Origin of the sequence: Brevibacillus choshinensis (assembly GCF_001420695.1) — a bacterium.
Classification (GTDB): Bacteria; Bacillota; Bacilli; order Brevibacillales; family Brevibacillaceae; genus Brevibacillus; species Brevibacillus choshinensis.
In genome coordinates this window covers 1,975,630-1,998,738 of record NZ_LJJB01000010.1, presented here as the reverse complement: position 1 = coordinate 1,998,738, position 23,109 = coordinate 1,975,630, and the positions used below count along the sequence as shown (strand labels likewise).

Here is a 23,109-nt window from a genome sequence, read left to right as displayed (position 1 = left end):
ATAGCACCATTGAAACAATCGGCAAAAAAGGGGGAGAGTCATTCCATACGCGCTGAAATGACTTCTCCCGGCAATTGCTTTTTACTTCACAACAGCCTTTCTCAAGTCCGTGTAGCTGAGGGATGTGCTCTCGATTCCGCTCACTTTGTCGCTTTGGAGGAGAGACGTGTTGTAGTAGTACAATGGTGCGATCGGTGCTTCATCCATCAAGACTTTCTCTGCATCATGGAGCATTTGAATACGCTTCGCATCATCTGCTTCTTTGTATGCGTCTTTGATCAACTTGTCATATTCTGCATTGCTCCAGCCCGTACGGTTGCTTGGGCTCTTGGTCACGAAAATGTCCAGGAAGTTGATAGCATCACCAAAGTCAGGCAACCAGGAAGAACGTGCGATTTGGAATTGCAGTTGTTTTTGCATATCGGTCAGTACTTTTCCTTCGACCTTTTGAAGCTTCACATCTACACCCAGGTTTTGCTTGAACATTTCTTGCAGAGCTTGTGCTGTTTTTTCGTAGTTGGTTCCACTACGGTAGGTCAGCGTCACTTCTGGCAATTTGGAATACCCTTTTTCTTTCATGCCTTGTTCCAACAATTTTTTCGCTTCAGCTGGATCGTATTTGATTAGCTCTCCGCCTACATCACGGAACTGTCCAGCACCATTTGCATCAGGCAGACCGTAGGAAACGAAGCCGGTAGCTGGTTTTTGCTGACGCATCAGTACTAGGTCAACGAGGGTTTGACGGTCAATCGCCATGCTAAACGCTTTGCGGATGTTTTTGTTGTCGAAAGGTTCTTTGGTTACGTTGAAACGGTAGAGTTCAGTACCCGCTCCATCCTTAACCAATACTTTTCCTTCTTTGAACAGCTGGTCTGCCATATCAGCAGGAACGGTAGTCGTTCTGTGCAGCTCTTCATTCGTGAACATTTGGTACTCCGTATTTTCATCGTCAATCATTTTCCAAACGGCACCAGCCAGGGTTACGTTTGCCGCATCCCAGTAGTTCTCGTTTTTCATCATTTTCAATTCGCTGTCATGAGCCCATTCGGTCAGCTTGAATGGTCCATTTCCTACGAAAGTAGCCGCTTCTGCCGCCCATTTGGGATCTTTTTGATCAGTTGCTTTGTGTACAGGGAAGAAAGCTGGATTGGAAGCGAGTAAGAGTGTCCAGGAAGCAGGCTGTGCCAAGGTAACTTCCAGTGTCTTGTCATCCACTGCTTTTACTTTTACGCCATCAGCTGTACCTTTACCGCTGTTGTACGCTTCTGCGCCTTCAATAATGTAAGCGAGAGGTGCTGCCGATGATGCCAATTTGGGATCGAGCATGCGTTTCCATGCGTATTCGAAATCTTGTGCGGTTACCGGATCACCGTTGGTCCATTTGTTTTCACGGAGCGTAAAGGTGTAGACCTTTCCATCCGGAGAGATTTTCCATTCTGTCGCTGCAGCAGGCTGTGGTTTTTGGTCAGCATCCAGACGGGTCAAGCCTTCCATCAGGTTGTTCAAGATGTTGTAGGATGGCTCGTCAAAACCAATCGGCGGATCCAAGGAAGTCGGTTCCTTGATGTTGTTCAAGAGCAAGAGCTTGGCTGCTTGATCTTGTGGCGTTGGAGCTGGCTGATTGTTGGTTGCTGGTGGTGCTGCGTTGTTGTTCGCAGGCTGGCCGGATGAACATCCAGCGATCAGCATGGAAGCAGCAAGTGAAGCGGACAACAGGAGTGTAGATATTTTTTTCACTGTGTTTCTTCCCCCTTATACTTTTTTTATATGTCGTAAAAGGATAGCGTCGCAGGACGACACCCTCTTTTACACAGAATCAATCCCTGCTTGCATATCAGACAAAACCATACTGATACCCAGAGCATCCATCGCCACTAAAAACCGATAATTTGATTAGGTTCCTGTGGGTGCCTGCATGGAAGCCAGCATTTTTTTCGCCCGCGGATCCTGCAACCAACACGAGACGGCATGATTACCATGGACATTCGTTTCTGCAGGCTGGTAATTGCGGCATACCTCCAGCGCGTAATCACAGCGTGCAGCAAATGCACAGCCGGGTGGAGGTGCAAACAAATCGGGTGGTGTCCCCGGGATTGGGCTGAGCGGAATATCGCGATCCGCATCCAATCGCGGCATGGAAGCTAGCAGGCCTTTTGTGTAAGGATGCTGCGGATTGTAGAAAATGTCGCTCACCGGACCTGACTCAACCACTTTTCCCGCATACATGACGTTGACCCGATCCGCAATCTTGGCCACTACTCCCAAGTCATGCGTGATGATAATGATAGAGACACCTGTCTTTTCCTGAATGCTTTTGAACAAGTCGATGATTTGCGCCTGTATCGTCACGTCCAGCGCAGTAGTCGGCTCATCGGCGATCAGAATAGATGGCTTACACACCAATGCGATTGCGATCATGATCCGTTGCCGCATCCCGCCACTGAATTGATGCAAATATTGTTTCAGCCGGCTCTCAGGATTGGCGATTCCCACGAGATGCAAGATTTCGATTGCCTGTCGTTTGGCTTCTGCCTTGTTGACCTTCTGATGCCGGATGATCCCTTCCATGATCTGTTCCCCGATGGAAATCGTCGGGTTCAAAGATGTCATAGCATCCTGGAAAATCATCGAAATCTCTCTGCCACGCATCTCTCGCATCTCTTTTTCAGGCAGCTTCGCCAAATCTTTGCCTTTAAATAGGATGCTTCCTCCTGCGATCTTCCCGATGTGCTCGGGTACCAGTCTCATAACGCTTTTGGCTGTTACGCTCTTCCCACAGCCAGACTCACCTACGATTGCGAGCGTCTCACCCTTTTTCAACGAAAAGGTGACATCCCTGACCGCATTGATTTCTCCGCCATGTGTTTTAAACGTGACACGCAATCCGTTTACTTCGAGCAATGTTTCGCGCTTTTCCATGATGACCTACCTCCCTGACTTCGGATCGAACGCATCCCGTAAACCGTCACCGAGCACGTTGAACGCAAGCATCGTCAAGGATATGAAGAAAGCTGGGAAGAAGAGTCTCCACCAATGTCCGGATAAAATCGTCGACAGTCCATCGTTGGCCATTACACCCCAGCTTGCTCGTGGAGCCTGAACACCGAGGCCAAGGAAGCTGAGAAACGCTTCCGAGAAAATCGCAGTAGGAACGGACAGCGTCACGTACACGATGATGATCCCGATCGTGTTTGGCAGCAGATGCTTGCGAATGATGTAGAAAGGCTTGGCACCCATGGTCTTTGCAGCCAGCACGTACTCCGAGTTTTTCATTTGCAGAACCTGGCCGCGGATGGTTCTCGCCATCCCGATCCATCCCGTCGCGCTGAGAGCTACGATAATCGTCAGTAAGCCTGGTCCCATGACGACCATGAGCAAAATGACGACAAGCAGGTAAGGAAGACCGTACAAAATATCAATGAATCGCATCATGATGTTGTCGACCCGGCCACCCATGTAACCGGAAATCCCTCCGTACAAGACACCGATGAAGAAATCAATAAGAGCGGCCATCAGACCAACGAATAAAGAAATGCGAGCACCGTACCATACCCGTGTGAAAACATCGCGGCCAAATTCATCCGTCCCAAACCAGTACATATCGGACGGCCCTTTGTTTTTAGTGATAATCGACTGCTTGGCGTAGTCATGACCAGAAACCATCGGGCCGACAATTGCCATCGTACCTAACAAGATAATGATCACGAGTCCTGCCAGCGCCAATTTGTTGCCGCGGAGCCGGAGCCACGCTCCCTGCCAATAGGTAAGTTGAGGTCGTACAATCGCTTCCGTATTGGAGCTGTCTTTTCGCATCGGGACAAACAATTCATCAGAAACAATCATCCTTCGCTCTCCTTTCCGTGGAACTTGATACGCGGATCAATGATGCCGTACAGAACATCCACGACGAACATCATAAAAATGAGCAGGGCGCTATAGAAAACGGTCGTTCCCATGATGACCGAATAATCGCGGTTGTTGATGCCTGCCACAAAGTACTTGCCCATACCGGGAATCGCAAAAATCTTTTCGATAACAAAGCTACCCGTCAGCACGTTCGCGATGAGCGCACCGAGCAGCGTAACAACTGGCAAAATCGCATTGCGCAGCGCGTGTTTGAATACGATCGTAGCAGGTGACAAGCCTTTTGCACGTGCCGTCTCGATGTACTCCTGCGTCAGTACCTCCAACATGTTCGTACGAGTGAGTCGAGCGATGATCGCAATCGGTCCGAATGCCAAGGCCAGCGCTGGCATGATGACATGCTGCCAGGTACCCCAAGTCGCTGTCGGCAACAGCTTCCATTCGACCGCCAAATATTTAATCAAGAGAGAGGCAACGACGAAGCTGGGAATTGATATTCCGATAACCGCGATAATCATCGCGATGTAATCAATGAGCCGGTTATGCCGCAATGCAGCGACCACCCCCAATGCGATACCCGTTACGATTGCAAAGAGGACCGCCACAACACCAAGCTGAAACGATACAGGAAATCCACGGGCAATCATTTTGTTTACGGTATCGGAGCTGTTTGCGATCGACGGCCCCAGATCAAATTGAACGAGCTGTTTTAAATACAACCCATACTGGACTAACAGAGGCTTATCCAGGTTGTAATAGGCATTCAGGTTGGCTGCCACCGCCTCATTAAGTCCTTTGCCGTCCTTTTCAAAAGGTGATCCTGGTACGGCGTGCATGAGGAAAAAGGTCAACGTAATAATGAGCCAAAGAGTAACGAGCATGGAGATAAATCTGCGAAAGACAAATGATAGCAAGGAATCCCCTCCTTCTAGTCAATCATTCTGGTAGAAACAGCTTTGGTGAATTTGTTGAATCAGGACAGTGGGTACAATGGTAAGAAAGCCTCTAACGAGATCTGCGCAAGGCTGCGCGACCGCGATTTAGTGGAAGGTTTTACTGACTCGAGGTCAGAAGCGGACGCTGCTCCACGGTAAACAAAAAACCCAGCAAATGCACAACGCGATGGCATTTGCTGGGTTTTACTTACGTGTATGCCGTGCATACGAATAAATAAAGCAGCCTATGTACTATTTACCGTACCTCTGTCTTGGTTCTTACGGAAATAGCCTGTTTGTACTTCTTTTGTGCGTCTTTAAACGCTGCAATCAATGTCTTTTGGGAAGATCCAAAATACCGATAACGAATTTCTTCTCCAATCTCATCTGATGCCAAAATCGAGTGGCCAATAAAGATAGACCTTGCAAAATCAGACGTCAGCTGAACCGTAGAGGAACAAGCTGCCTCAACAATCTTGTCGTTTGACGTATCGACGACCAATCCTATAAAAAAGGAACTGAATTGCTGTGTGATCGGATTGTTGGAAGAAGACTGAGCATCGCCTACGATATAAATGGTATCTTTGTCAAACAATTCGAAAACCTCACCTTGTCGTACTTAAGGGCCGGCCATGCGGGACGTTCGGAGAGCTACTTCCTCACAATCGCAAGCTGGCTAAGCACTTTCCTACATAGTACCAAAGAAATTCATAATTTGTAAATAACTCAGACTAATGTTTCAATTCTTCTACAGAGGCAACCGGAAACGAATGGGACGGAAGGATCGGCAGAAAGGGTCGCTCGTCTACAAACGCTACAACCACATGGGATGGACCTACCATGATTTTCGGTGCTAGGCGCAGTTCCTCGCCTTGTTCTGTCACGACCGTTACTTGCAATCGTCCTCCTGTTGGGCGCATCGTCCCCGGTACTACCCGCTCCTGCAAGAGGGCAGTTCCGTTGTAGCGCAAGCGGAGCTCCAAATCTTGTCGCCATGCTCGAAAATCTACGTAATAACGAGTGAAGGGAAGTGGATCTGTCGTAACACTATCGTCAGCAGGAACGAATAACTGTTGCTCTCGGCGATATCCACCGTTTTCGTTCATCCTTATGGCGAATCGGTCCAGTGCTTGGTCTTCTATGAGGTCAATGACGCCCTCAGTCTTCAAGATCGGATCTACAGCAAACGTGGCATGGTGATTGGCCAGCTCCAACAACATCTTCACTTCTGTTTTTTTCTGCATCGCCATATCTGCATCCACGACAAACATCCCTACCAACAAAAAGAACAGGATAGACGAAATGGACAAGACGTTAATCCCCATGCGGATCGCCTCCCCATTCTATCTTTTATAATCGTTTTTCTATTTCGTTTTTTACAGGTCGTAGTCCATGGTGTTAATCGTTCCCTGCCTTGTCACTTGCATTTTTCCCGCTGGCAAAGGGATCAGCTCGGTAAAACGAGGGTAAGGAATCTCCATCCTCAGCACAAATTCATCCTCGTGACTCCATAATGCCGGGTCCGCCCAGCGTGTTCGGGTAATACTCACATCCAGATCTGGTTCAGGCAACGACATCTGCTTCTCCACCAGCTCTCGTGATATCAATTCTAGCACCTCTTGCTGCACCGTTACTTCATCCACTCCCCCGTGATTGCTCACGTACTTAACCGCCGCCGCACTGACCTCCAGCAATTCATTTTTCGCCTGTATGACGGTATGAATCTGCAAGATGCCCAGAGGAACGAGGAGGAGTACCATGACATTTAAGATGACGGCAATCAGTTGTCCCATCAGCTCGTCCCAAATCGGGTTACACTGCCGAGCAGTTCCCCAAAAAACTGCGTGCATGCTGACATCAGATTGTCTGGACCAGTCAGCAAGAGATTTACGGTCAGCGGTAACACCAGTACTAGAAGAGCCAATGTCGCAATCAATTTATTCATGGTCTACCACCCCGGGTCAAAGTATTCAGAAGGACGGCTACCCACAAACATAAACGAGACCTCTCCCTCCACAAAACGATGCAGCCATTGCGCTACATGAGATGGACGAATGTTGATGGCAAGAGTCACCGTTTCCTGTCGCTCTTTGCGTGCACGCTCATTCTCTGTTCGCGGACTGGTGCCAGCGAACACATCTCCTGTCACATCCCAGCCCAGCTCCGCCATTTCCTGTAGGTAATACTCTGCGAGAGCTGAATCCAGGTAACCGATATCTTGCATATCGTCGAGTAGATCGGCATAGATGCTTCGTGCGATTGCCCGCTCCATGGCATACATGTGGTAGGCTCCTATGGCCGAAAGAACAAGAATAAGGACTGTTAGACATATAATGAAAACTTTCGCTTTGACCATCTTTTGCGAGTGCGCATGCTCTTTCTAGTGAAAGATGACGGTAGCCACTCTATGCACCCTTTCCTCTTGCGTTTGGCGCAGCTGTTCTTCCGGTCGTAGACCCCAGAGAATCGAACATAAACTCCCTACCATGATCAGAATGATGAGAAATACGTGGTGGGCGAGCATTAGTTGGACGTGTAGGACGTACCGTTTTGCGTCCGGAAATTGATGTTTTCATTTCTCGTGTCGTAGTTGAGAGAGTTGATTGAGTTATTGATACTCTCAGCTGAATCGTTGGCAGCCGGGCTTAACTCATTCCCGTAAGAGCTTACACCGATACCTAACACCATCACGCAGGCTAAGAAAATAAAGAACATCTTTGACATAAAATTCACTCCTTTTATTTTTTGGCTTTAAGAATAGCTAGCAAAGTCATAATAGGCGATCTTTAGGGTATCGCTTGATCGATCCAGCTAACAGCTCGATCTCGTAATCCACCATCTTTGACGACCGAATCATTGATCTCGGACAAGCTGGAGACGATGATCCCCAAGGTAAATACGATACATAGAATAATGGAGAACAGCTTTGTCATGGGCGGCTCCTTGTCAGGTTAAATATTTATCCAATATCTCAGTAAGTAGCTTGTACCAAGGAAACATGGCTACAAGCAATCCCATGTAAAAAGCGGGATATACAATCACACTGTAGCCGATTCCCAAAGACTTAATCTTTTTGCGATGGCGAAACATACGGCGATGGTCGACAGCCCACTCCATCCGCTGCATGGTCACGCTTATTTGTCCTTCCGTTAACTTTTCGACGGTTCGGATACTTGATACAAGGATGACCCCATCGTCTACTCCCATTTTGCGTTTGAAGCTCTCCAACGCTTCATCCGGATCCTTGTTCCATTCTGAGAGTGTCGGAACGTATTCCTTTAGTTTTCTTGTCGGCCGCGCTGCTTTTACCATCGCGCTGTAGATGGGGACCTGATTTTCCAGCAATGTCACGTACCGATTGATAAATCGCGCAATGTCAGTGCTGAGCATATCCTCCCGATGACCTGCCCACATTTTCAAGCCAATGTAAGGCAGCAAGAAACTGCCAGCAGAAGTGAGACACATTGATAGGATAGGAAAAGATTCGAAACGACTTAAGATCGCCCATAAGAGAATCAGAAAGCAAACCGAGCTACCGCAGACAAGCTGCAAAAACACCCACTCCGCTTTCCCCCAGCCAAATGGTCTTCCAGCCCGATTCAGTAACTGCTCCCACTTTTCATCTTCATCTGCTTGTAGTGTTCGCTCCCATTTTTTCCACCACAACTTGGAGATGAACAGCTTGGGACGGTTCATACTGATCAAATATTTTCCGATCAAAAAGGATGCAGTGAATACAAAGAGAGAACCCAATCCCAGGTACGTGTACATCACAACCATTGGCATCAGCGATATCTCCTTCCCCAGATGAAAGCAAGTACTATCGAAAACGACCATACCGTGATCGCAAGCGCAAGAATTGCCTGCCCGTCCGGAGTGAAAAAATAGAGACGATACGAGTCTTTCAGCAATCCTTGATTGTATGGAATCAGACAAATGCAGATGGCGATGACCACCAGCAAGCTGATCCAGATCGAGTAAATTTCACTGTCGCGCTCTTCCTTCTCGTCTTGCTGGACAAACATCTCATTCGTGAGCCTATTGAGAGGAGCTTGAATGTCTTCGGTTTCTCCTTCTAGCCCGCTCGCGATATACGTCGCAAAATCAAACGCCCATGGATGGTCCAGCCTCTCTGCAAATTGTTCAACAGCCAAGACTGGATTGCCGCCATCTGCCAAACTGTTATTAACAAGCAATAGATCAGGTAGTAACTCCTTTGGACACTCGCCAATCATGTCTCGAAAGGTCAGAATGATATTTTTACGGCTATTGTAGTAGCGAGCAAACAACTCAACGAAACGGCAAAATGAACTGATCTTCTTGTTGATGCGCACCGTAAAACGGGCATATAGCAACAAAGTCGGAAGTATGAGGAATAGCAGAAATAAGGAGAGAGAGACGATGAGATTGCCTATTAGAATGCCAGATACAAATCCTGCGACACCCCCGATCAGCGAGACCAGCAAGTGTGCTTCTGGAGTCCCTCCCCCAATCTGGCACCATCTGTCGTATCGGTTGTACAGCTTTCGGCGTGTCGCATGCTTCAAAAACTTTTCCCGCCACACCTCAACCGTTCGCGGAAAAAACACTCTGGGTGCAGTCCACCGCTTATATAAATGAAGTCCCAAAAACAGGAAACTGCTGTAGAAGCACAAAAACATGGGGATGAGCAACAAGTAGTTCATAGCTGTCTGCCTACATCCGTCAAGCCCAGCTCTTTTAACACGTCCATATCCGCCTTCCCTACGTGACACATGTATTCAATCAAATGAGGGGCGATCTGTTTTCCCGTCCATTCGTATGACCCTGTCTGCATATTTCGACAGACAAGTGGCACCGACTCCACTCTGCCAAAGGTTTCGTTCCATTCCGTAGTATGGATCGCGTCAATGAAGCGATGTCCATTATTGCGATAGGTAAGGGAATTCACAAAGTTGACCGCTCTGCTGATCCTTTCCTGCGTCAACTCGATACTCCGTCCACCGTATTGGTAGACAAGGTCGGTCAAGTCTTGCAAAGCCTTGTGTGGAAACCGTTCATGCATAGCACCGATCGTAGCATCGGTCCCTCTGACGCCAGCGTTAATAAAGTGATAGGCTTCTATGGGCTCGCGAATTTCTCCAATGAGGATCGTATTGGCCGTAGATCGATACATGTCTTTAAAGCAGTGTGCCAGCTCTATTCCAATTTCCTCTACATTTTGCAGCTCGATCACTTCTCCCGCCCATACGTCACCAAACCGCATCTCGTGCTCACTTTCAAAAATGGTTACGTATTCCGTGCTCGGATCTTTTAGCTTCAGCATGCACAGCATCAACGTCGTTTTGCCCGCTGCCATCGGACCGATAACAAGTACATTGCCTCGTCCGTGCACTTGTTGCTCCAACAATAACTGCACTCTTTCATCAAAGGTCGGCTGAGGCTGCTTACGTAGACTATCCAGTGAAAATGCCGGAGTCGTAAATCTCCTGACCAAAATCGTGGGAACACGTGAATAGGGAAAAGTGAACATGGTCAGCCTGGCTTTTAACGAATCGAGATATCCACTCAAACGAGGCTTTTTCTCATTAAAGGAAAGACCCGCGGCATTCGTCAGCTTTTGCTGGAGGGTCTCCACTTCCCGCCATGAAGGCACATACGGGAGAGACTTTTTCACGCCATGCTCGATGTACGCTACTTTTCTGTTTGCCGAGATGCGTACTTCCTCCACCCACGGTGACAGGTGCAGCACGGCATCGAGAATGCCCCACCCGTAGGTAGCAAAAGTAAGACCTTCGTAGCCATTTACGTGGGGCAGGATTTCTTCCGTGACTGGACGCTTCACGATTTCTTCAAAGTAGTGCTGCAAGCGAAGAATAATATGATTATGGCTGTCTCGGTTTCCTTGTTCAGCCGATGATAGTATCTTTTGCATCTCTAATTTTTCTTCTCTGGTACTGCCAAAATGATTGAGGTAGTCCCGTGACGCCTGTTTGAGGTCCTCTATTTCTCGCAAACGTGACGCTGTCCAAGGCTGCTCTATCGTACGCATTAACTCAACACCGCGCTTTTTTCGCTATATTCAGCCTCAGCCATTTGCTTGAGACTGCTCATGTAGGGCTTCGGCGGAAAAAACTCTTCGACCAATACACTGTTGCTGCGGTGAGACTGCATCAGTCTTCCTTCAGAGATGCGAGGAACGATACCATACAAAGATATATCCTCCCCAATTCGGAACGGCTGCCCTTTATCTAAATGGCTGAGAAGCACTTCACACGCTACTCCCCGCTTCCTCCAGGTTCGAATCCATTCCCTAGCATTTTCGATACTGAACGGATCTGCCCGAACGAATAATAGGTTGCGATCAGCTGTGTACAGCATGCGCTGCAACGTTTCTGTCTCTGGGAAACAATACCCCCAATCTACGTACACGAAGTCAAATTGATGGCGAAATGCCGTAATGAGATTCGTAATTTCTGAACTCTTCCACTTAGTAGCTGCGTGAGCGTAATACAGATTTGGCATATGAATACTTTGCTTGCAGACGTTAATCCAATTGCGTTTTTTTGCCGTGCCTGCATCCAGAAAATCAGGACGAAAAAGAGCAAGTTGATGCTTTTGCAGTTTGAAAAAACGTGTTAAATCTGGCTTTGCCTCGTTCATGTCGAGGACAGCGATCCGCTTGTCTGGATTTTGCTTAGCCAATACAATCGGATAGTTAATACAAAACGTTGTAATCCCAGACGAACCATAGCTCATCAATGCGTAGACAATTCCGAGACTCTCGCTCTCCACCTTCACCTGAGTATCGTTCATCAGTCCAAGTATGAGACTAATTTGACTACGAATTTCTTCTTGGGATAACTGTGCTGACAAGACATAGACACCTTGCAGTTGCGTCTCCTCTGTTACTTTTCCAATTATCGTTTCATCCCGATAGAGGGGGACAATAATGAGAGGGATCCCCTCTGGTAAAGAGTCCTTTACAGCAGGCAGCCACTCCCAAGCTGGAGTAGAAAACATCTCTGAAAACAGTACGGCTGCTTCAGGTTGATAGTGTTGGACATAACGGAAAAACTCTGAAGATGTCTCTGCTACTAAAGCTTCGCTAGCATCGGGCATATATGTTTTTGCCAACGATTTCATCGGATAGCAAACGATAATTTTCATGAAGCTTGCTCCTTTGTAACCATGATATGGCCAACCTGCAGCATTCCATAGGACATCGCCTCTGAGAGAATAACGTACTGTTGATCAGTCAGATTGAATCCCACAAATGCAGGCAAGGCAGTAGGCTGCACTCGATAGTCACGATATCGTTTTTCTCCATTTTGCGTAGGTTTTTCACGAGAACCGTTAAACACCGCATCCATATGATCAGGTGACGGAAGCAGGCTGGGCTTTAACGTATAAATTTCTATCCCGTTGCTGTCTCTCACACTGGCCAGCTGACTTTCAAACAGAAATTCTGCTGTGTCATTTGTTTTGGTAAATTGAACGGGATTCGGAAGACCCTGCAATTCCGTAATGGGCTTATACTTTACCCAGATCTTCACATGATCTCCCTTCCGTAATTCAGTCAGTGGCTGAATATACATCAAGGGAAACTCATATCTGGCTTGTCCTTTCTCAGGTAGCAGTTGTGTATCCGTCAGTTTGTTCGTAAGCAGTTGCTCTCCTTCATAGATGGTCTGAACACTTCTTCTACCAATTACGCTCTCCACATCACGCGCGGAGCCGGGAAGGATTTCATCAACTTCCTCTGAAATGAGCACCACATCTTCCCGAGTAATCGGTTCGAAAGGGGCTATTTCTTTGCCCTGGGCTACTTTAACGACCGGTGCAAATAAGCGTTCGGCTGCCATCGCGTCGATATATTGAGTCGCAGCGTAAAAAGACGAACCTGCCAATAGAAAGGAAATTAGGCAAATCATAAACAAGGTTTGCTTTTTCATAGCACCCTTCCTTTTAGGTGTGAATCAACGGCAAAAACTCGCGCTCTTCTTCTGAAAAATGCTCCAGTAGCAGGCTCCCCTTTGCCTGGGCATCTCCTATCTTTTCACTATTCATCAGTGGGAGAGTACACTCTACCTCAACCGGACCATGCTCCAGATTCCAAAGAGATAACGTTCCTTCGATCTTTTTCATCACACTGGAACGCGACAAATGCTGGGTCCATTTGTTTGCAATCAATTTGATTTTGCTTCGTTCAGTTGTCCACCACGAAGGTGCAGACTCTACTAAAAACAATCGAGTTAGACGAGCGAGATCGGTATCAAATACAACCCAGATTTCATCTGCTAACTCAAATATTTGTTTCGCTTCGTTTTCTTTCCACCGGGAAGAAACATCAATAACGACTACAGGACTGTCTTTGCATGTACGTAGTAACCAATGGGCAGGGTCAATGTGGGATGATTTATTGTGTTCCAACGGGGGGTCAATCTGGATGCGTAGATGGTTATTTTGCATGAGGAGCAATGGTGCGGATGTATATGGATTTGCTTGTCGATGTATTCTGCGCTCGTAATCTAGTGCAAAGTACAAGTATGAAATGGCATTAGGCATCTCTGTTAGCGTGACAGGAATTCCTTTTCCTGCCCATGCATAAGCGACGTTGGCTGCTATGAAACTTGCTCCTCCCTGAGAGTACAAACTGGTGACGGCTATGCAGCTGCGACTGAATGAGAGTGGTTGTTCTTCTGCTGCAGGAGATGCTGAAAGCTTGTCCTTGAGCATCTTCCATCGCTGTTCTTCTTCGCGAGTATGAGAAAACTCTTGTTGTTCCAGGTCGCGAAACCGGGAAACAAAGCGATTCATCTGATGAAACATGACTATCCTACCTGGGAATCGTCTGATTTAGTTTTACTACCTATATAGTTTTTAAATTTCTCAACCATCTCGCGAACCGTTAGAGACTTTCGATGGTAATAGTAGATTTTTCTCAATCGCTCTCGTTCTTGTGAGGTCATTTCAGGCTTGAACTTATACGCCATCTCAATGAGTAAGGCCAGCTCCACATTATTTGGCCGCCCACGTCGTGGTGGATTCGCAAATAGTTGCTGCTGCTTTTTATCAAAGGCATTCGGATATTCAACCAGCCACATATCGACTAATGTTTCTATGTCTTCATGGGAACGAATACCGAGCTTCATGAGGTATTTAAAGTAAGTAGGCAATGAGCTCTCACGCAAGAAACCATTTTGCCACCTAGCGACGAATGCAGTTGGCATCGTCAGCAGCTTGGTGACATCACGAACGAGTGCAGTCCGATTCTGGGACTGATACTGCACGACGGCTTCCTTTACGAGAGTAAATAAAATGTCGTGGTAATTCGCTTCATTTGCTACACTTCCATACTGAATGATATACCAGTCCTCAACTGCCTTATCAAAGTCCCTCCGGCAGTTCGTCAATTGGAGTTGATCGAGATGCGCATAAAAATCCTCCAGGTCATACAGCGTCAGGAACTCATCCTGATAGTCTCCAAAAACGAAGACGATAAACGATTCCTTTAATTCCTCGAGTGACACTAATCTGTTTGTCTCCTCATAGCAGCGGTTGACTAATTCAATTGCACTCTTTGCCAACACGACAAAATACCCCCAAATTTTTACATTTTTATATTTTAATAGACATTTTGCTACATCTTTCGTCACTCGTCAAATCTTTTTTAGCCATACTCGAGTCCGATATGATTAATGGGTCGCCCCACACGCAACCGTGTAAGGCGACTGCGGGAGCTTACTCAGTCATGAGATAGAGCTCTTCTCCCGTTGCGAGTAGAAGAGCGATTCTTCCCCCGCGCTCCATGACGGTCGGAGCATCCTCCATCACTATGACCCCGTCATTGAGTACTACTCTGCTTCCAAATCGATGTACGGTTTCGATCTGGAAGCTTTCCCTTGGCAACCTTTCCACCGAAAGATGCCTGCCTGGCTTGTGCTTCTGATAGCGGACCCTCCGCCCAAGAAGCTGCTCTACTGTCGCAGAGCAATGCTGGTGAGCCTCTACTGTTGCCATTCGCAACGCCTCCTTCTCTCACCTGTAGAGTACGGCCGTTTCATGTGCTTATAAGCCAATGAAACTACTACTACCGTAAAAAAAGACAGTGGGCTCACGCAAATATATTTATACTTCTTCCCAAAGAACGGGATCGTTCAAATGGGGATACATTTCTGTCACCATGTCAAAAGGCGAAAAATATAGCGTGTCTACAAGAATTTTCAGTCTGTATTTTTTCAACAAGCTATACGCTCTCTCCGTTTTCCCAAATATTCTGGGCAACTGGTTAATATCAGGCAGCTTCATTAAGTGACTGCACATGTAATCAACACAAATCTTGGCACGTTCCTCTCCCTTGATACTCTGGAAATACAGAGGTGGAAAGTGACGTCGAATACCTGACAGGACCTCCTGATACACCCACAAAACCCTCTGTTCTTCCGATTGTCTAGGGAGATACGGATAAGCGAACTCAACCATATAGTAGACATCCTCTGACTTAGCCTCTATGGGAGGCTCGATGTACTCCCGCACCAAATGCAGCTTCAGTTCTCTTACATCCTGAATGCTCAATTGGCGACGCGCTTGCTCAGGTGTCCACTTCCTCACATTTTCGATCGCGTATCGAACAACCAATTGAACTTTTTGTTTGCGATACTGCGCATCTTCGAATTCGTATGGGGAAAAACGCTTTTGCTCTCCGCTGAGAATGCGCTTGTATCGATCTACTATTTTTGACGGCATAGCTCCCTCACTCCTAAAACCATTTATGGAATATACTTCTAAATTACCATGGTGGTTTAGGACAAAAATAACAGGGCCGTCTTACCCGGTCATGTCTTTAGTCATACATTTCTGATTGAGAAACTCGTTCCAACTCTACCTCCTCATCTCCCCAAAACAAAGAAAGACTCCTGTCCACCCCGATTCGAACATGATAGATGCCCTGCCTATATAAATACGGCTTCTCGCCTTTTTGATGAGTGATGCGTGCTGCATCTGTGCCCCTTTCTAACGAAGATCGGTTAAGATTCCAGAGGATTTCTGCTTCTTCTCTTGCTCCACGGATAATTTCAGCTTGGGATTGGATGGCTTCTTCCGTAGTTGCATAGAGTCGTGTCTGCCTTTCTCCCTCTGTGTCGAAATACTCCCATTTCCCGGCTGCACGAGCGCCCTTTGAAATGAGATCGGCCGTATGCTGCGTATTCATCTGCAGAAAGTTAGCCTGCTCCTGAAACAACAGCAAGGAAAGCAGTCCGCACAGGCAAAAGAGGAAAAAAATCATGGTGATCATAACATCACCACGTTCATCAGCAAGCTTTGATGTGTATTGGGTCGGGATACGCATTACTTTTTATCCTCCGCGTTTTCGATCATCATATAGTAGCTTTCTGTGAGCTCGACCTTCTTCCCGGACGCCAGCAAATAAAAAGAAATGGTAGCCTCCGAAAGAATATGATTTCCCTTTTTCCAACCTCCTCCTTTGATCTGAATCTGAATTGCTTGAGCGGCAACGCCCACTCCATCACGCAGTTCTGCCTCGCCTCGCTCTCTTGCATGGTACACAGCCAGTCCGTAGTTTGGCTGCACAGCTGCAATCCGCCCTGCCTCATAGGCAGCCGCCAACGCCTTTTGCTTGTTATATAAAATGCTGAATTGATCAAAGGAAAATACGATCAATAGCCACACCAGCGGAAATACCAAAATAAACTCGAGCATTTGGCTGCCTTTTTCATCCCGGATAAATGCGGTAATGATATGACGCCACCTCTGCTTCATACGTGAAGCCCTATAACAGAAGGGAATTGCTGAATACAAAATGCACCCAACAGAAAAAAAGCAAATGGCAGGGAAAAGGCAGTTTGATTAGGGCCGGGCAGCCACAATTGTCGATGTGCACTCCAGCCAACAACTATTTTTTGTAGATTCTCTCGTAATCGCGACCATGTACGTGGAAATATAATAATCATCAGCAGACACAACAAAATAGCGTACAGAAACAAGGAGTATACCTCTGCCCAGCTGCTCCATGCTCCAACCGCCATCAGCAGCTTTTGATCACCCATACCCATCCCTTTACAAGCCACTGGCCCAAGCGTGAGGATAAACGCCCCAGCTAATCCTCCCCAAGCAATCCATCCTGTTCCTACTTGCCATTGATACCACAGCCCAACAGCCATTACTGGCAAAGTCAACGCATTTGGAACTTTGCGGCGACGCCAATCAAAGTAAGCGGCAACCGTCAGCAGCCCTAACAAGGCAACGTCGTTCATTTACTTATTTTTTCTTCTAGTTCTTTCAGTTTTGCATCTTCTGCTTCCCCGAGAGAAGCCAGTGTGGGGATAATCAAAATGAGGATGACCGCTACGATAATAACCATTTCTACGATCGTGACACCCTCCTCCTCATTCCAAAACCGCTTGGCATAGTTTGTAATAAAGGTCATTTGCATTCACTCCTTATTCGATTTCTAACTTCTACTTACACTCTGTCAAATGACAGAACACCCCGCAAAAATATTTACAGGCGATCCCCGATCCCAATCAACGCCGGCCCCATAACTAGAAACAACAAAGGTACACCCATCAGAATAATCACAAATGGCAATAACCTGATATTGAGACGATTCATTCGAGTAGATGCCTCATCTTCCATCTGTCTGACTTGCTCTTCCACCTGTACAGCCAGCATGCTGGAAATACTCACTCCTTTACTAATCGCTTCGTTCATTTCCAAAGCGATCGTGGTCAACGCATCTACTTCCCAGCGAAAAGCCAGCTCCTTCAGAGCATGTCTCCAAGTCCCTAAACGCTTTTCTTCGATCTCCAAACGTGCCAGCTCTCGACCCAGTCTCGTGTCAAAGCGTCGGGCCGTTTCTTTCACAGCAGACTGTATGGGCATTCCTGCTTCAACAAGGGCTTGTACAATACTGAAAAAAATCGGAACCTGCTCTCGAATCTCCCCTTTGATTCGTTGATCCGCCCACTCCAGCAACCAAGTCGGAAGCATGTACAGGATGAGAGCGGCCACCAGAGGTAGACTGTTTACCATACCAAGAGACTGCCCCATATAGATACTCGCAATGAGGTACAAAAGAGCAGCAGCGATTAGCACCATGCAAACCGCACGTACAACCACCACTTCTGGCAAACATACTTTGGAATGAAGTCTCCTGAGTGTCTCTTCCGTCTTCTTCCGTTCGATTCCCATCCAAACACACAACCGCTCCAAAGCTTCATCATGTTTTTCCAAATACCTCACAATCGTCCACCTGGTTTGCGTTTGCTGAAAGGAGTGGTTCAGTTGAGCTTGCTGCTCTTGATCAATCCTGCCAAAGAGGGTCAGAATCAGCCCACCTTCACGGCCCAGACATGCTGGTAGACCGTACAAGAAAAACGCCAAACCGATCAGCACACAAATGATTCCCATGCTCTAGCCCCCTCTGTGAACACTTTTTTGCGCGACAAAGCGGATGGCTTCTCCACCGAGTAAAATGCATGCTAAAGACGCCAGAATCAGTAACCGTCCTCCTAGCGTAGCTGTCAGCGAATCAAAGTGATGCGGATTGTTCACATACAATGCCGTTACGAATACAAAAGGCATGACACTGAGTAAATTGACTTGTGAGATGATTTGGGCCATCGCAGCCTTTTGTCTGCGTAGAGATTGTCTTCGGCGCAATATAGATGAAGCAGCCAAGTCGAGCGTCTTTGCCATATCTCCCCCCATTTCCCGCTGAATTTGGACAATGGTTGCTAAATACTTCACATCTGCTGAACCAGTCCGTTCGTAAAAGGAAGCCATGACCCGTTCCAAAGGGACTTGTGCTCGTAACAGCTCAACGATACGGCGATATTCCTCTGTCACAGTGGCATCCAGATACGAGCTTACTGCAACTTGCTCAAATGCATGCAAATAGGAAGGCGATGTCCGTAGCGAACTGGCCATGAGGCGTATGGCTTTTACATTTCCTGTTTCAAACTGATCTTTTCTTCTGGCGCCCCAAATCGTAACGATCCTCTCGGTAAATAATACTCCTGCCAGCCATGCAGGTAATGCGAGCAACCAAGACTGTAAAATTTGCATGCTAAGTCCAAAAGACAACAGACCGAGCAAAAAAGAGCAGGTGACATATTGATTGACACTCCAACCCGAGCGTGACTGAAGGAGTCTGTCCTCTAGACCGTGCCAGAATGTCTTTCTATCTCGTTGGAGTTGATCAACGATGGCATGCTTGCCTGCTGGTCTCGTATGTACCATTTCTGAGGAGCGAGTAGCAAGAGTAGTCCGATGCTGATTCCTGCTGCGAGGGACAAGCTCAAATCACCCATTCTTCTCCTCCTAGCTTGAAATCGGATCGGCAAAAAAGACGCGATCAATTTCCTCTCGTGACAAACCTTTTTCCACCCATCGTTTAATCAATCTCTCGGGGCGATAGCCTGTCCATCTAAAATGACCGGTTACTTTTCCATCTCGAACACCTGTTGGTTCATACACGTAAATATCTTGTAAATAGACCCGGTCTGGTACCACCTGCTTAATATTGCACGCCCGTTTAATCCACTCTTCATGTGACTGGCCAGTGCCGACTACCTCTGTTATCGCTACCACTTTTCGGCTTCCATCCTCTTCAAAGCGTTTTACTTGCACGATCAAATCTAGCGCAGACCCGATCATCAGATTCCGCTCCTCAGCACTATACGCTTCATCTGCTTTGCCAAACAAAATCGGTAACGTTGAATCTACCAATGCGCGCGGAGAATTGGCATGTGCGGTGCTCCAGCTTCCGGGGTGGTCTGTGTTCATCGCCCAAAGCATGTCCACAATTTCTCCGCCTCGTGTCTCTCCGACCATGATGACATCTGGCCGCTTTCGCAAAGATAAACGGACGCAATCCTTTATGGAGAAGCCTCCTTTTCCTTCGTAATTCGCTGGTTTGGCTAAAAAACGGCGCACAAATGGATGCTGAAGCTTCATCTCCAGTACGTCCTCGATGGTAATAATACTCAAAGAAGGGGATACGTACTGTGAGAGTAAATTGAGCAAGTGGGTCTTTCCTGATCCCGTCCCTCCACTTACGATCCCAGAGGCACGTGATAATCCTATGGCCCTGTTCAGAAACAGGAGCATTGGCTCGCAAATGGATCCATACCGTAAATAATCAGCTTCACTCAGCAGATCCCGATGTTTTCGAATCGTGACCATGTGTCCATCCGGTGAGATCGACCGATGCGTCGCCGCCACACGAGAACCATCGGGTAGCTGCGTATGTAATTCCGCCTTTGTCTCATTGAATTCTCTTCCCATCGTCGCTGCAATCTGTTCGAGCAATCTCAGCATTTCCTCCTCATCCCGAAACACTGGGATTTCTGGTGCCTCCAGACGGCCCGTGCTTTTTCTTTCGACAACCAGATAGTTATAACGGTGAAAGAGGATTTCCGTAATATCTGAGTCCTCTAGCAAGTGATCCAGTGGTCCCCAGCCTGTCAGGGAATGCAGGATACGCCTCACTTCTGCTTCCATATGAAAAGAAGATAGTGGTGTTAGTGCTTCCAGCAGCATTTTGATATCGACTTCCAGCTCAGATAAAAAAGTTGTGGAGTGCTTCTCCTCCCACAAGCGCTTTCCGTATTTCTCCACGATCTGAGTACGGATAGATCCTTCCATTTCATGATGGATCCGGTTTTCCCCTATGTTCTGCGGCGTGCTACCTTGTATTTTTTCGTTCAGCGTTTGTGGAACCCGTGTCGCTTCTCTTCCTATCGTCCGCAAGTCCTGTTCAGCACGGCTCGGGTTTTGAATACCGAGCAGCTGCTTTTTGTCGAACATGATCGTTCCTCCTTATCCCCATAACCATCGAAATAAAGATGGTCGTTCTTTTGCTTTTGGCTGAGCACCGGGCATCGTTTTTTCTGAGTCAATGGGCAATAGCGCTTTCCCTAGCGTCTCAATCGCATCCTTGGCAGATGAGCGACCGGGATGGAGCATGACGGGTATGCCACTATTGATCGATTTCTTTACTTCTGCATCGTCTGGAATGGAGAAAATCTTTTTGCTGGGGTGAAGCTGGAAATAGGCCCTGATCTCGTCTAGCGTGAACATTTCTTTTCGTTGCAGGCGATTCATGCACACCTGGATTCGTGCTTCCGGATACTCTGCTTCTCGCAACAGCTTTAATAAGCGCTGAATATTTTCAATGGAGTCGACAACTGGGTTACCCACCATGACGACTTGTTCAGCAAAAAATAACGCCTGTATGGTGGCATCGGTAGTATCAGGCGCCGTATCAATCAAGATGACGTCGTATTGGCTATGTTTTAACGTTTCGAGAATCAGGTAAAGATGGTAATCCTTGATTTCAAAGCTGTGCCGGATATCACGTGGAGAGGTTAGCACATCCAGTCCCGTCTCAGTATGACTGACAATGTACTTTGAAATGTCGTGGGGAGATAAATTTAAAGCAGATACATACTCTTGCCATTCTTCATTCCGGAATAAAAGTGGATCCCTTCCTTGGCGCCGTGCCATTGCCTGAAGCTGGTTGTCGATTTCCTGCACCCAAGTAAAAATATTGGGTGTTCGAGGCAAGTTTAGTGTCGTTGCAAAGGTGCCTAGGTCCAAATTGAAATCAACAGCCAATACACGGAGAGGATGACCCTCTTTTTTCTGCGTAGAAAAGAAAACGGCAAGCTCCCGCGATATAAATGTTTTGCCTACACCGCCTTTGGGTCCATACACAGTAATCAAATGTTTAGCTTTCTGAGGTGCTTGTATCGTTTGAGCTGCTGAAAAATCGGGCTGTAATGGAGCCTCAGCAACTGTTTGGGGAGCTGTGAAAAGATTTTGCGAAGAGAAAGAAGAAGACATATCATCGGGATGTGAGGTCTTGATTATCGTAGTTGCTCCTAGACTCGGTGACATCATAGCCAGCGCTTCGATTTGGCCTGGTTGAATTGGTTTTGCTACCACCCAGATACCCAGGTTACGAAAAAATGGTTCCCACATGAGTTCTTGTGGAGAGCATGCAGCGATAAAGGACAAATGAGGAAACGCCAATCGGAACTGTTGGCAGATCACTCCTCTCTCCGTCTCTTTGATCCCCCCTAATAGCACCATGTCCGGACGAGTTGCCTGCAGCATTTGCCAAGCTTCCTCGACGCGGGTCGCATATCCGCATATGTCCAACCACTGACTCGTGGCTAAATGCTGCCGCAGGACATGTATCGATTCGATATCATCATCTACGATGAGCAAGCTTTTTTTCACTCTCGTTCCTCCTCTTGATTGCCCCAACGTTTCTTGGTTTTCATAAGGTCTGTCGCAAAGACAGTGTCACCTATTCCTGATTTCTGTCCATCCATCACTGCTGCCAAGCCTAATCGAATTTTGCCATAGTGGAGCGCATGGGTTAACAGAACAGCTTCGTTTCTCGATAGGGAAAGAGTCACTGCCACCAAGTTTGGCTGTTCACCTTCCATCTCCCTTTGAACGCTAATAATAGGCATGTTTTGCAAAAGCAAACCAGAATGTGCTCCGGCATCGTCTTCAAAGGATGCATACACATGAACACGCTCTCCAGTTGATAGATGAGGCGTTACTCCTACCACGTTGTCGACAGGAATGCTCATTCCGGTCTTGGTTGTATTCAGTTTGGTGTCGACTTCGGTCTGTCCAGCTTGATCTAAGTCACTCTCGAGTAACGGACGTCCTCCTTTCACTTTGCGGTTCAATGATTTTCCCAGGATATTAGGTGCTTCATCCCAAAGTAGTAACCCTGGGATAGGCGTTGGTTGCCTTTTGAATGCGCCCCCCAGATTTACAACCAATGGCTCAATGTCTTTGGTTTCTAGTAACTGTCCACTTTCTTTGTTCACGTCTTGCCGTAATTGTATATACGTCACCGTGTACGGTTTAACCAGAAAATACGAACCGATTCCTACGCATGAGACAAGTAACAGTAATGCCAAAAGTCGCAGCGGATGTACAGACATGATCCTCCCTCCTCTCGTACATGCTAGAGCTAGCTTATACGGAGTGGTAGGGACAAAAAAAGAAAATAAAAAAACCATGCAATAATATCTGCACGGTTCTTCATTCCTATATACGTTCGTACCTTCAAAACTGGATCTGCATGTTTGCTAAGAGTGTGGATAAGTCCTCGACCGATTAGTATTCGTCAGCTCCACGTGTTGCCACGCTTCCACACCGAACCTATCAACCTCATCGTCTATGAGGGGTCTTACCAGCTTGCGCTGTGGGAAGTCTCATCTTGGAGGGGGCTTCACGCTTAGATGCTTTCAGCGCTTATCCCGTCCGCACATAGCTA

The 23,109-nt window shown here is 47.2% G+C and carries 30 protein-coding genes; all 30 read right to left on the bottom strand.

The window, feature by feature from the left end; all coding sequences use genetic code 11:
* Positions 1 to 81 precede the first annotated feature (81 nt).
* On the bottom strand, positions 82 to 1,737 hold the full coding sequence (locus tag AN963_RS19625) for a peptide ABC transporter substrate-binding protein (protein WP_055746158.1): 1,656 nt from the start codon (positions 1,735 to 1,737) through the stop codon (positions 82 to 84).
* A gap of 156 nt (positions 1,738 to 1,893) precedes the next feature.
* On the bottom strand, positions 1,894 to 2,919 hold the full coding sequence (locus AN963_RS19620; protein WP_055746157.1) for an ABC transporter ATP-binding protein: 1,026 nt from the start codon (positions 2,917 to 2,919) through the stop codon (positions 1,894 to 1,896).
* A 6-nt stretch (positions 2,920 to 2,925) separates the two neighbouring features.
* Positions 2,926 to 3,843, bottom strand: coding sequence for an ABC transporter permease (locus tag AN963_RS19615; protein WP_055746156.1), 918 nt, complete (start codon positions 3,841 to 3,843; stop codon positions 2,926 to 2,928).
* A complete protein-coding gene (locus tag AN963_RS19610; protein ID WP_055746155.1) occupies positions 3,840 to 4,778 on the bottom strand; it encodes an ABC transporter permease in 939 nt (312 codons plus the stop codon). Before AN963_RS19610 ends, AN963_RS19615 begins: the two co-directional genes overlap by 4 nt.
* A 277-nt stretch (positions 4,779 to 5,055) precedes the next feature.
* Entirely contained in the window at positions 5,056 to 5,394 is a 339-nt protein-coding gene (locus tag AN963_RS19605; protein ID WP_055746154.1) for a DUF3870 domain-containing protein, read from the bottom strand.
* Positions 5,395 to 5,530: 136 nt separating this feature from the next.
* Positions 5,531 to 6,094, bottom strand: a complete 564-nt coding sequence (locus AN963_RS19600; protein WP_055746375.1) for a hypothetical protein — start codon at positions 6,092 to 6,094, stop codon at positions 5,531 to 5,533.
* A gap of 81 nt (positions 6,095 to 6,175) precedes the next feature.
* The gene (locus AN963_RS19595) at positions 6,176 to 6,592 is read right to left on the bottom strand and encodes a hypothetical protein (protein WP_055746153.1); all 417 of its coding nucleotides are present in this window, start codon (positions 6,590 to 6,592) and stop codon (positions 6,176 to 6,178) included.
* Complete coding sequence (locus AN963_RS31560; RefSeq protein WP_169791931.1) at positions 6,592 to 6,744, bottom strand: hypothetical protein; 153 nt, start codon at positions 6,742 to 6,744, stop codon at positions 6,592 to 6,594. The genes AN963_RS19595 and AN963_RS31560 overlap by 1 nt, the downstream gene beginning before the upstream one ends.
* A gap of 3 nt (positions 6,745 to 6,747) precedes the next feature.
* Positions 6,748 to 7,080, bottom strand: coding sequence for a hypothetical protein (locus AN963_RS19590; protein ID WP_236708023.1), 333 nt, complete (start codon positions 7,078 to 7,080; stop codon positions 6,748 to 6,750).
* 242 nt (positions 7,081 to 7,322) lie between these two features.
* On the bottom strand, positions 7,323 to 7,523 hold the full coding sequence (locus AN963_RS19585) for a hypothetical protein (RefSeq protein WP_055746151.1): 201 nt from the start codon (positions 7,521 to 7,523) through the stop codon (positions 7,323 to 7,325).
* 62 nt (positions 7,524 to 7,585) lie between these two features.
* Positions 7,586 to 7,732 carry a hypothetical protein gene (locus AN963_RS31555; RefSeq protein WP_169791930.1) on the bottom strand — a complete coding sequence of 49 codons (147 nt, stop codon included), beginning with the start codon at positions 7,730 to 7,732 and terminating at the stop codon, positions 7,586 to 7,588.
* 13 nt (positions 7,733 to 7,745) lie between these two features.
* Entirely contained in the window at positions 7,746 to 8,585 is an 840-nt protein-coding gene (locus tag AN963_RS19580) for a hypothetical protein (protein WP_055746150.1), read from the bottom strand.
* Positions 8,585 to 9,346: a type II secretion system F family protein gene (locus AN963_RS19575; protein ID WP_236708022.1), complete on the bottom strand. Its 762-nt coding sequence runs from the start codon at positions 9,344 to 9,346 to the stop codon at positions 8,585 to 8,587. The genes AN963_RS19580 and AN963_RS19575 overlap by 1 nt, the downstream gene beginning before the upstream one ends.
* Before the next feature lie 134 nt (positions 9,347 to 9,480).
* Positions 9,481 to 10,830, bottom strand: coding sequence for an ATPase, T2SS/T4P/T4SS family (locus AN963_RS19570; protein ID WP_055746148.1), 1,350 nt, complete (start codon positions 10,828 to 10,830; stop codon positions 9,481 to 9,483).
* Positions 10,830 to 11,948, bottom strand: coding sequence for a hypothetical protein (locus AN963_RS19565; protein WP_055746147.1), 1,119 nt, complete (start codon positions 11,946 to 11,948; stop codon positions 10,830 to 10,832). The genes AN963_RS19570 and AN963_RS19565 overlap by 1 nt, the downstream gene beginning before the upstream one ends.
* Positions 11,945 to 12,733: an SAF domain-containing protein gene (locus AN963_RS19560; protein WP_055746146.1), complete on the bottom strand. Its 789-nt coding sequence runs from the start codon at positions 12,731 to 12,733 to the stop codon at positions 11,945 to 11,947. The genes AN963_RS19565 and AN963_RS19560 overlap by 4 nt, the downstream gene beginning before the upstream one ends.
* A gap of 13 nt (positions 12,734 to 12,746) precedes the next feature.
* Positions 12,747 to 13,610 carry a P-loop NTPase family protein gene (locus AN963_RS19555; protein ID WP_055746145.1) on the bottom strand — a complete coding sequence of 288 codons (864 nt, stop codon included), beginning with the start codon at positions 13,608 to 13,610 and terminating at the stop codon, positions 12,747 to 12,749.
* A gap of 2 nt (positions 13,611 to 13,612) precedes the next feature.
* A complete protein-coding gene (locus AN963_RS19550) occupies positions 13,613 to 14,371 on the bottom strand; it encodes a hypothetical protein (RefSeq protein ID WP_055746144.1) in 759 nt (252 codons plus the stop codon).
* A gap of 151 nt (positions 14,372 to 14,522) precedes the next feature.
* A complete protein-coding gene (locus tag AN963_RS19545) occupies positions 14,523 to 14,801 on the bottom strand; it encodes a hypothetical protein (RefSeq protein WP_055746143.1) in 279 nt (92 codons plus the stop codon).
* Positions 14,802 to 14,909: 108 nt separating this feature from the next.
* A complete protein-coding gene (locus tag AN963_RS19540) occupies positions 14,910 to 15,527 on the bottom strand; it encodes a hypothetical protein (protein ID WP_055746142.1) in 618 nt (205 codons plus the stop codon).
* A 97-nt stretch (positions 15,528 to 15,624) separates the two neighbouring features.
* The gene (locus tag AN963_RS19535) at positions 15,625 to 16,131 is read right to left on the bottom strand and encodes a hypothetical protein (protein WP_055746141.1); all 507 of its coding nucleotides are present in this window, start codon (positions 16,129 to 16,131) and stop codon (positions 15,625 to 15,627) included.
* On the bottom strand, positions 16,131 to 16,562 hold the full coding sequence (locus tag AN963_RS19530) for a TadE/TadG family type IV pilus assembly protein (RefSeq protein WP_055746140.1): 432 nt from the start codon (positions 16,560 to 16,562) through the stop codon (positions 16,131 to 16,133). The genes AN963_RS19535 and AN963_RS19530 overlap by 1 nt, the downstream gene beginning before the upstream one ends.
* Positions 16,559 to 17,056 (bottom strand): A24 family peptidase, encoded by a 498-nt coding sequence (locus tag AN963_RS19525; protein WP_055746139.1) that lies wholly within the window; start codon positions 17,054 to 17,056, stop codon positions 16,559 to 16,561. The genes AN963_RS19530 and AN963_RS19525 overlap by 4 nt, the downstream gene beginning before the upstream one ends.
* Entirely contained in the window at positions 17,053 to 17,229 is a 177-nt protein-coding gene (locus tag AN963_RS19520; RefSeq protein ID WP_055746138.1) for a hypothetical protein, read from the bottom strand. Before AN963_RS19520 ends, AN963_RS19525 begins: the two co-directional genes overlap by 4 nt.
* 74 nt (positions 17,230 to 17,303) lie before the next feature.
* Positions 17,304 to 18,212: a type II secretion system F family protein gene (locus AN963_RS19515; RefSeq protein ID WP_055746137.1), complete on the bottom strand. Its 909-nt coding sequence runs from the start codon at positions 18,210 to 18,212 to the stop codon at positions 17,304 to 17,306.
* 3 nt (positions 18,213 to 18,215) lie between these two features.
* Positions 18,216 to 18,869, bottom strand: a complete 654-nt coding sequence (locus tag AN963_RS19510; RefSeq protein WP_236708021.1) for a type II secretion system F family protein — start codon at positions 18,867 to 18,869, stop codon at positions 18,216 to 18,218.
* A gap of 92 nt (positions 18,870 to 18,961) precedes the next feature.
* On the bottom strand, positions 18,962 to 19,114 hold the full coding sequence (locus tag AN963_RS32020; RefSeq protein ID WP_236708020.1) for a hypothetical protein: 153 nt from the start codon (positions 19,112 to 19,114) through the stop codon (positions 18,962 to 18,964).
* Between the two features lie 10 nt (positions 19,115 to 19,124).
* Entirely contained in the window at positions 19,125 to 20,612 is a 1,488-nt protein-coding gene (locus AN963_RS19505) for a CpaF family protein (protein ID WP_055746136.1), read from the bottom strand.
* A 12-nt stretch (positions 20,613 to 20,624) separates the two neighbouring features.
* On the bottom strand, positions 20,625 to 22,049 hold the full coding sequence (locus AN963_RS19500) for an AAA family ATPase (RefSeq protein WP_055746135.1): 1,425 nt from the start codon (positions 22,047 to 22,049) through the stop codon (positions 20,625 to 20,627).
* On the bottom strand, positions 22,046 to 22,774 hold the full coding sequence (locus AN963_RS19495) for an RcpC/CpaB family pilus assembly protein (protein ID WP_055746134.1): 729 nt from the start codon (positions 22,772 to 22,774) through the stop codon (positions 22,046 to 22,048). The genes AN963_RS19500 and AN963_RS19495 overlap by 4 nt, the downstream gene beginning before the upstream one ends.
* Positions 22,775 to 23,109: the final 335 nt, after the last annotated feature.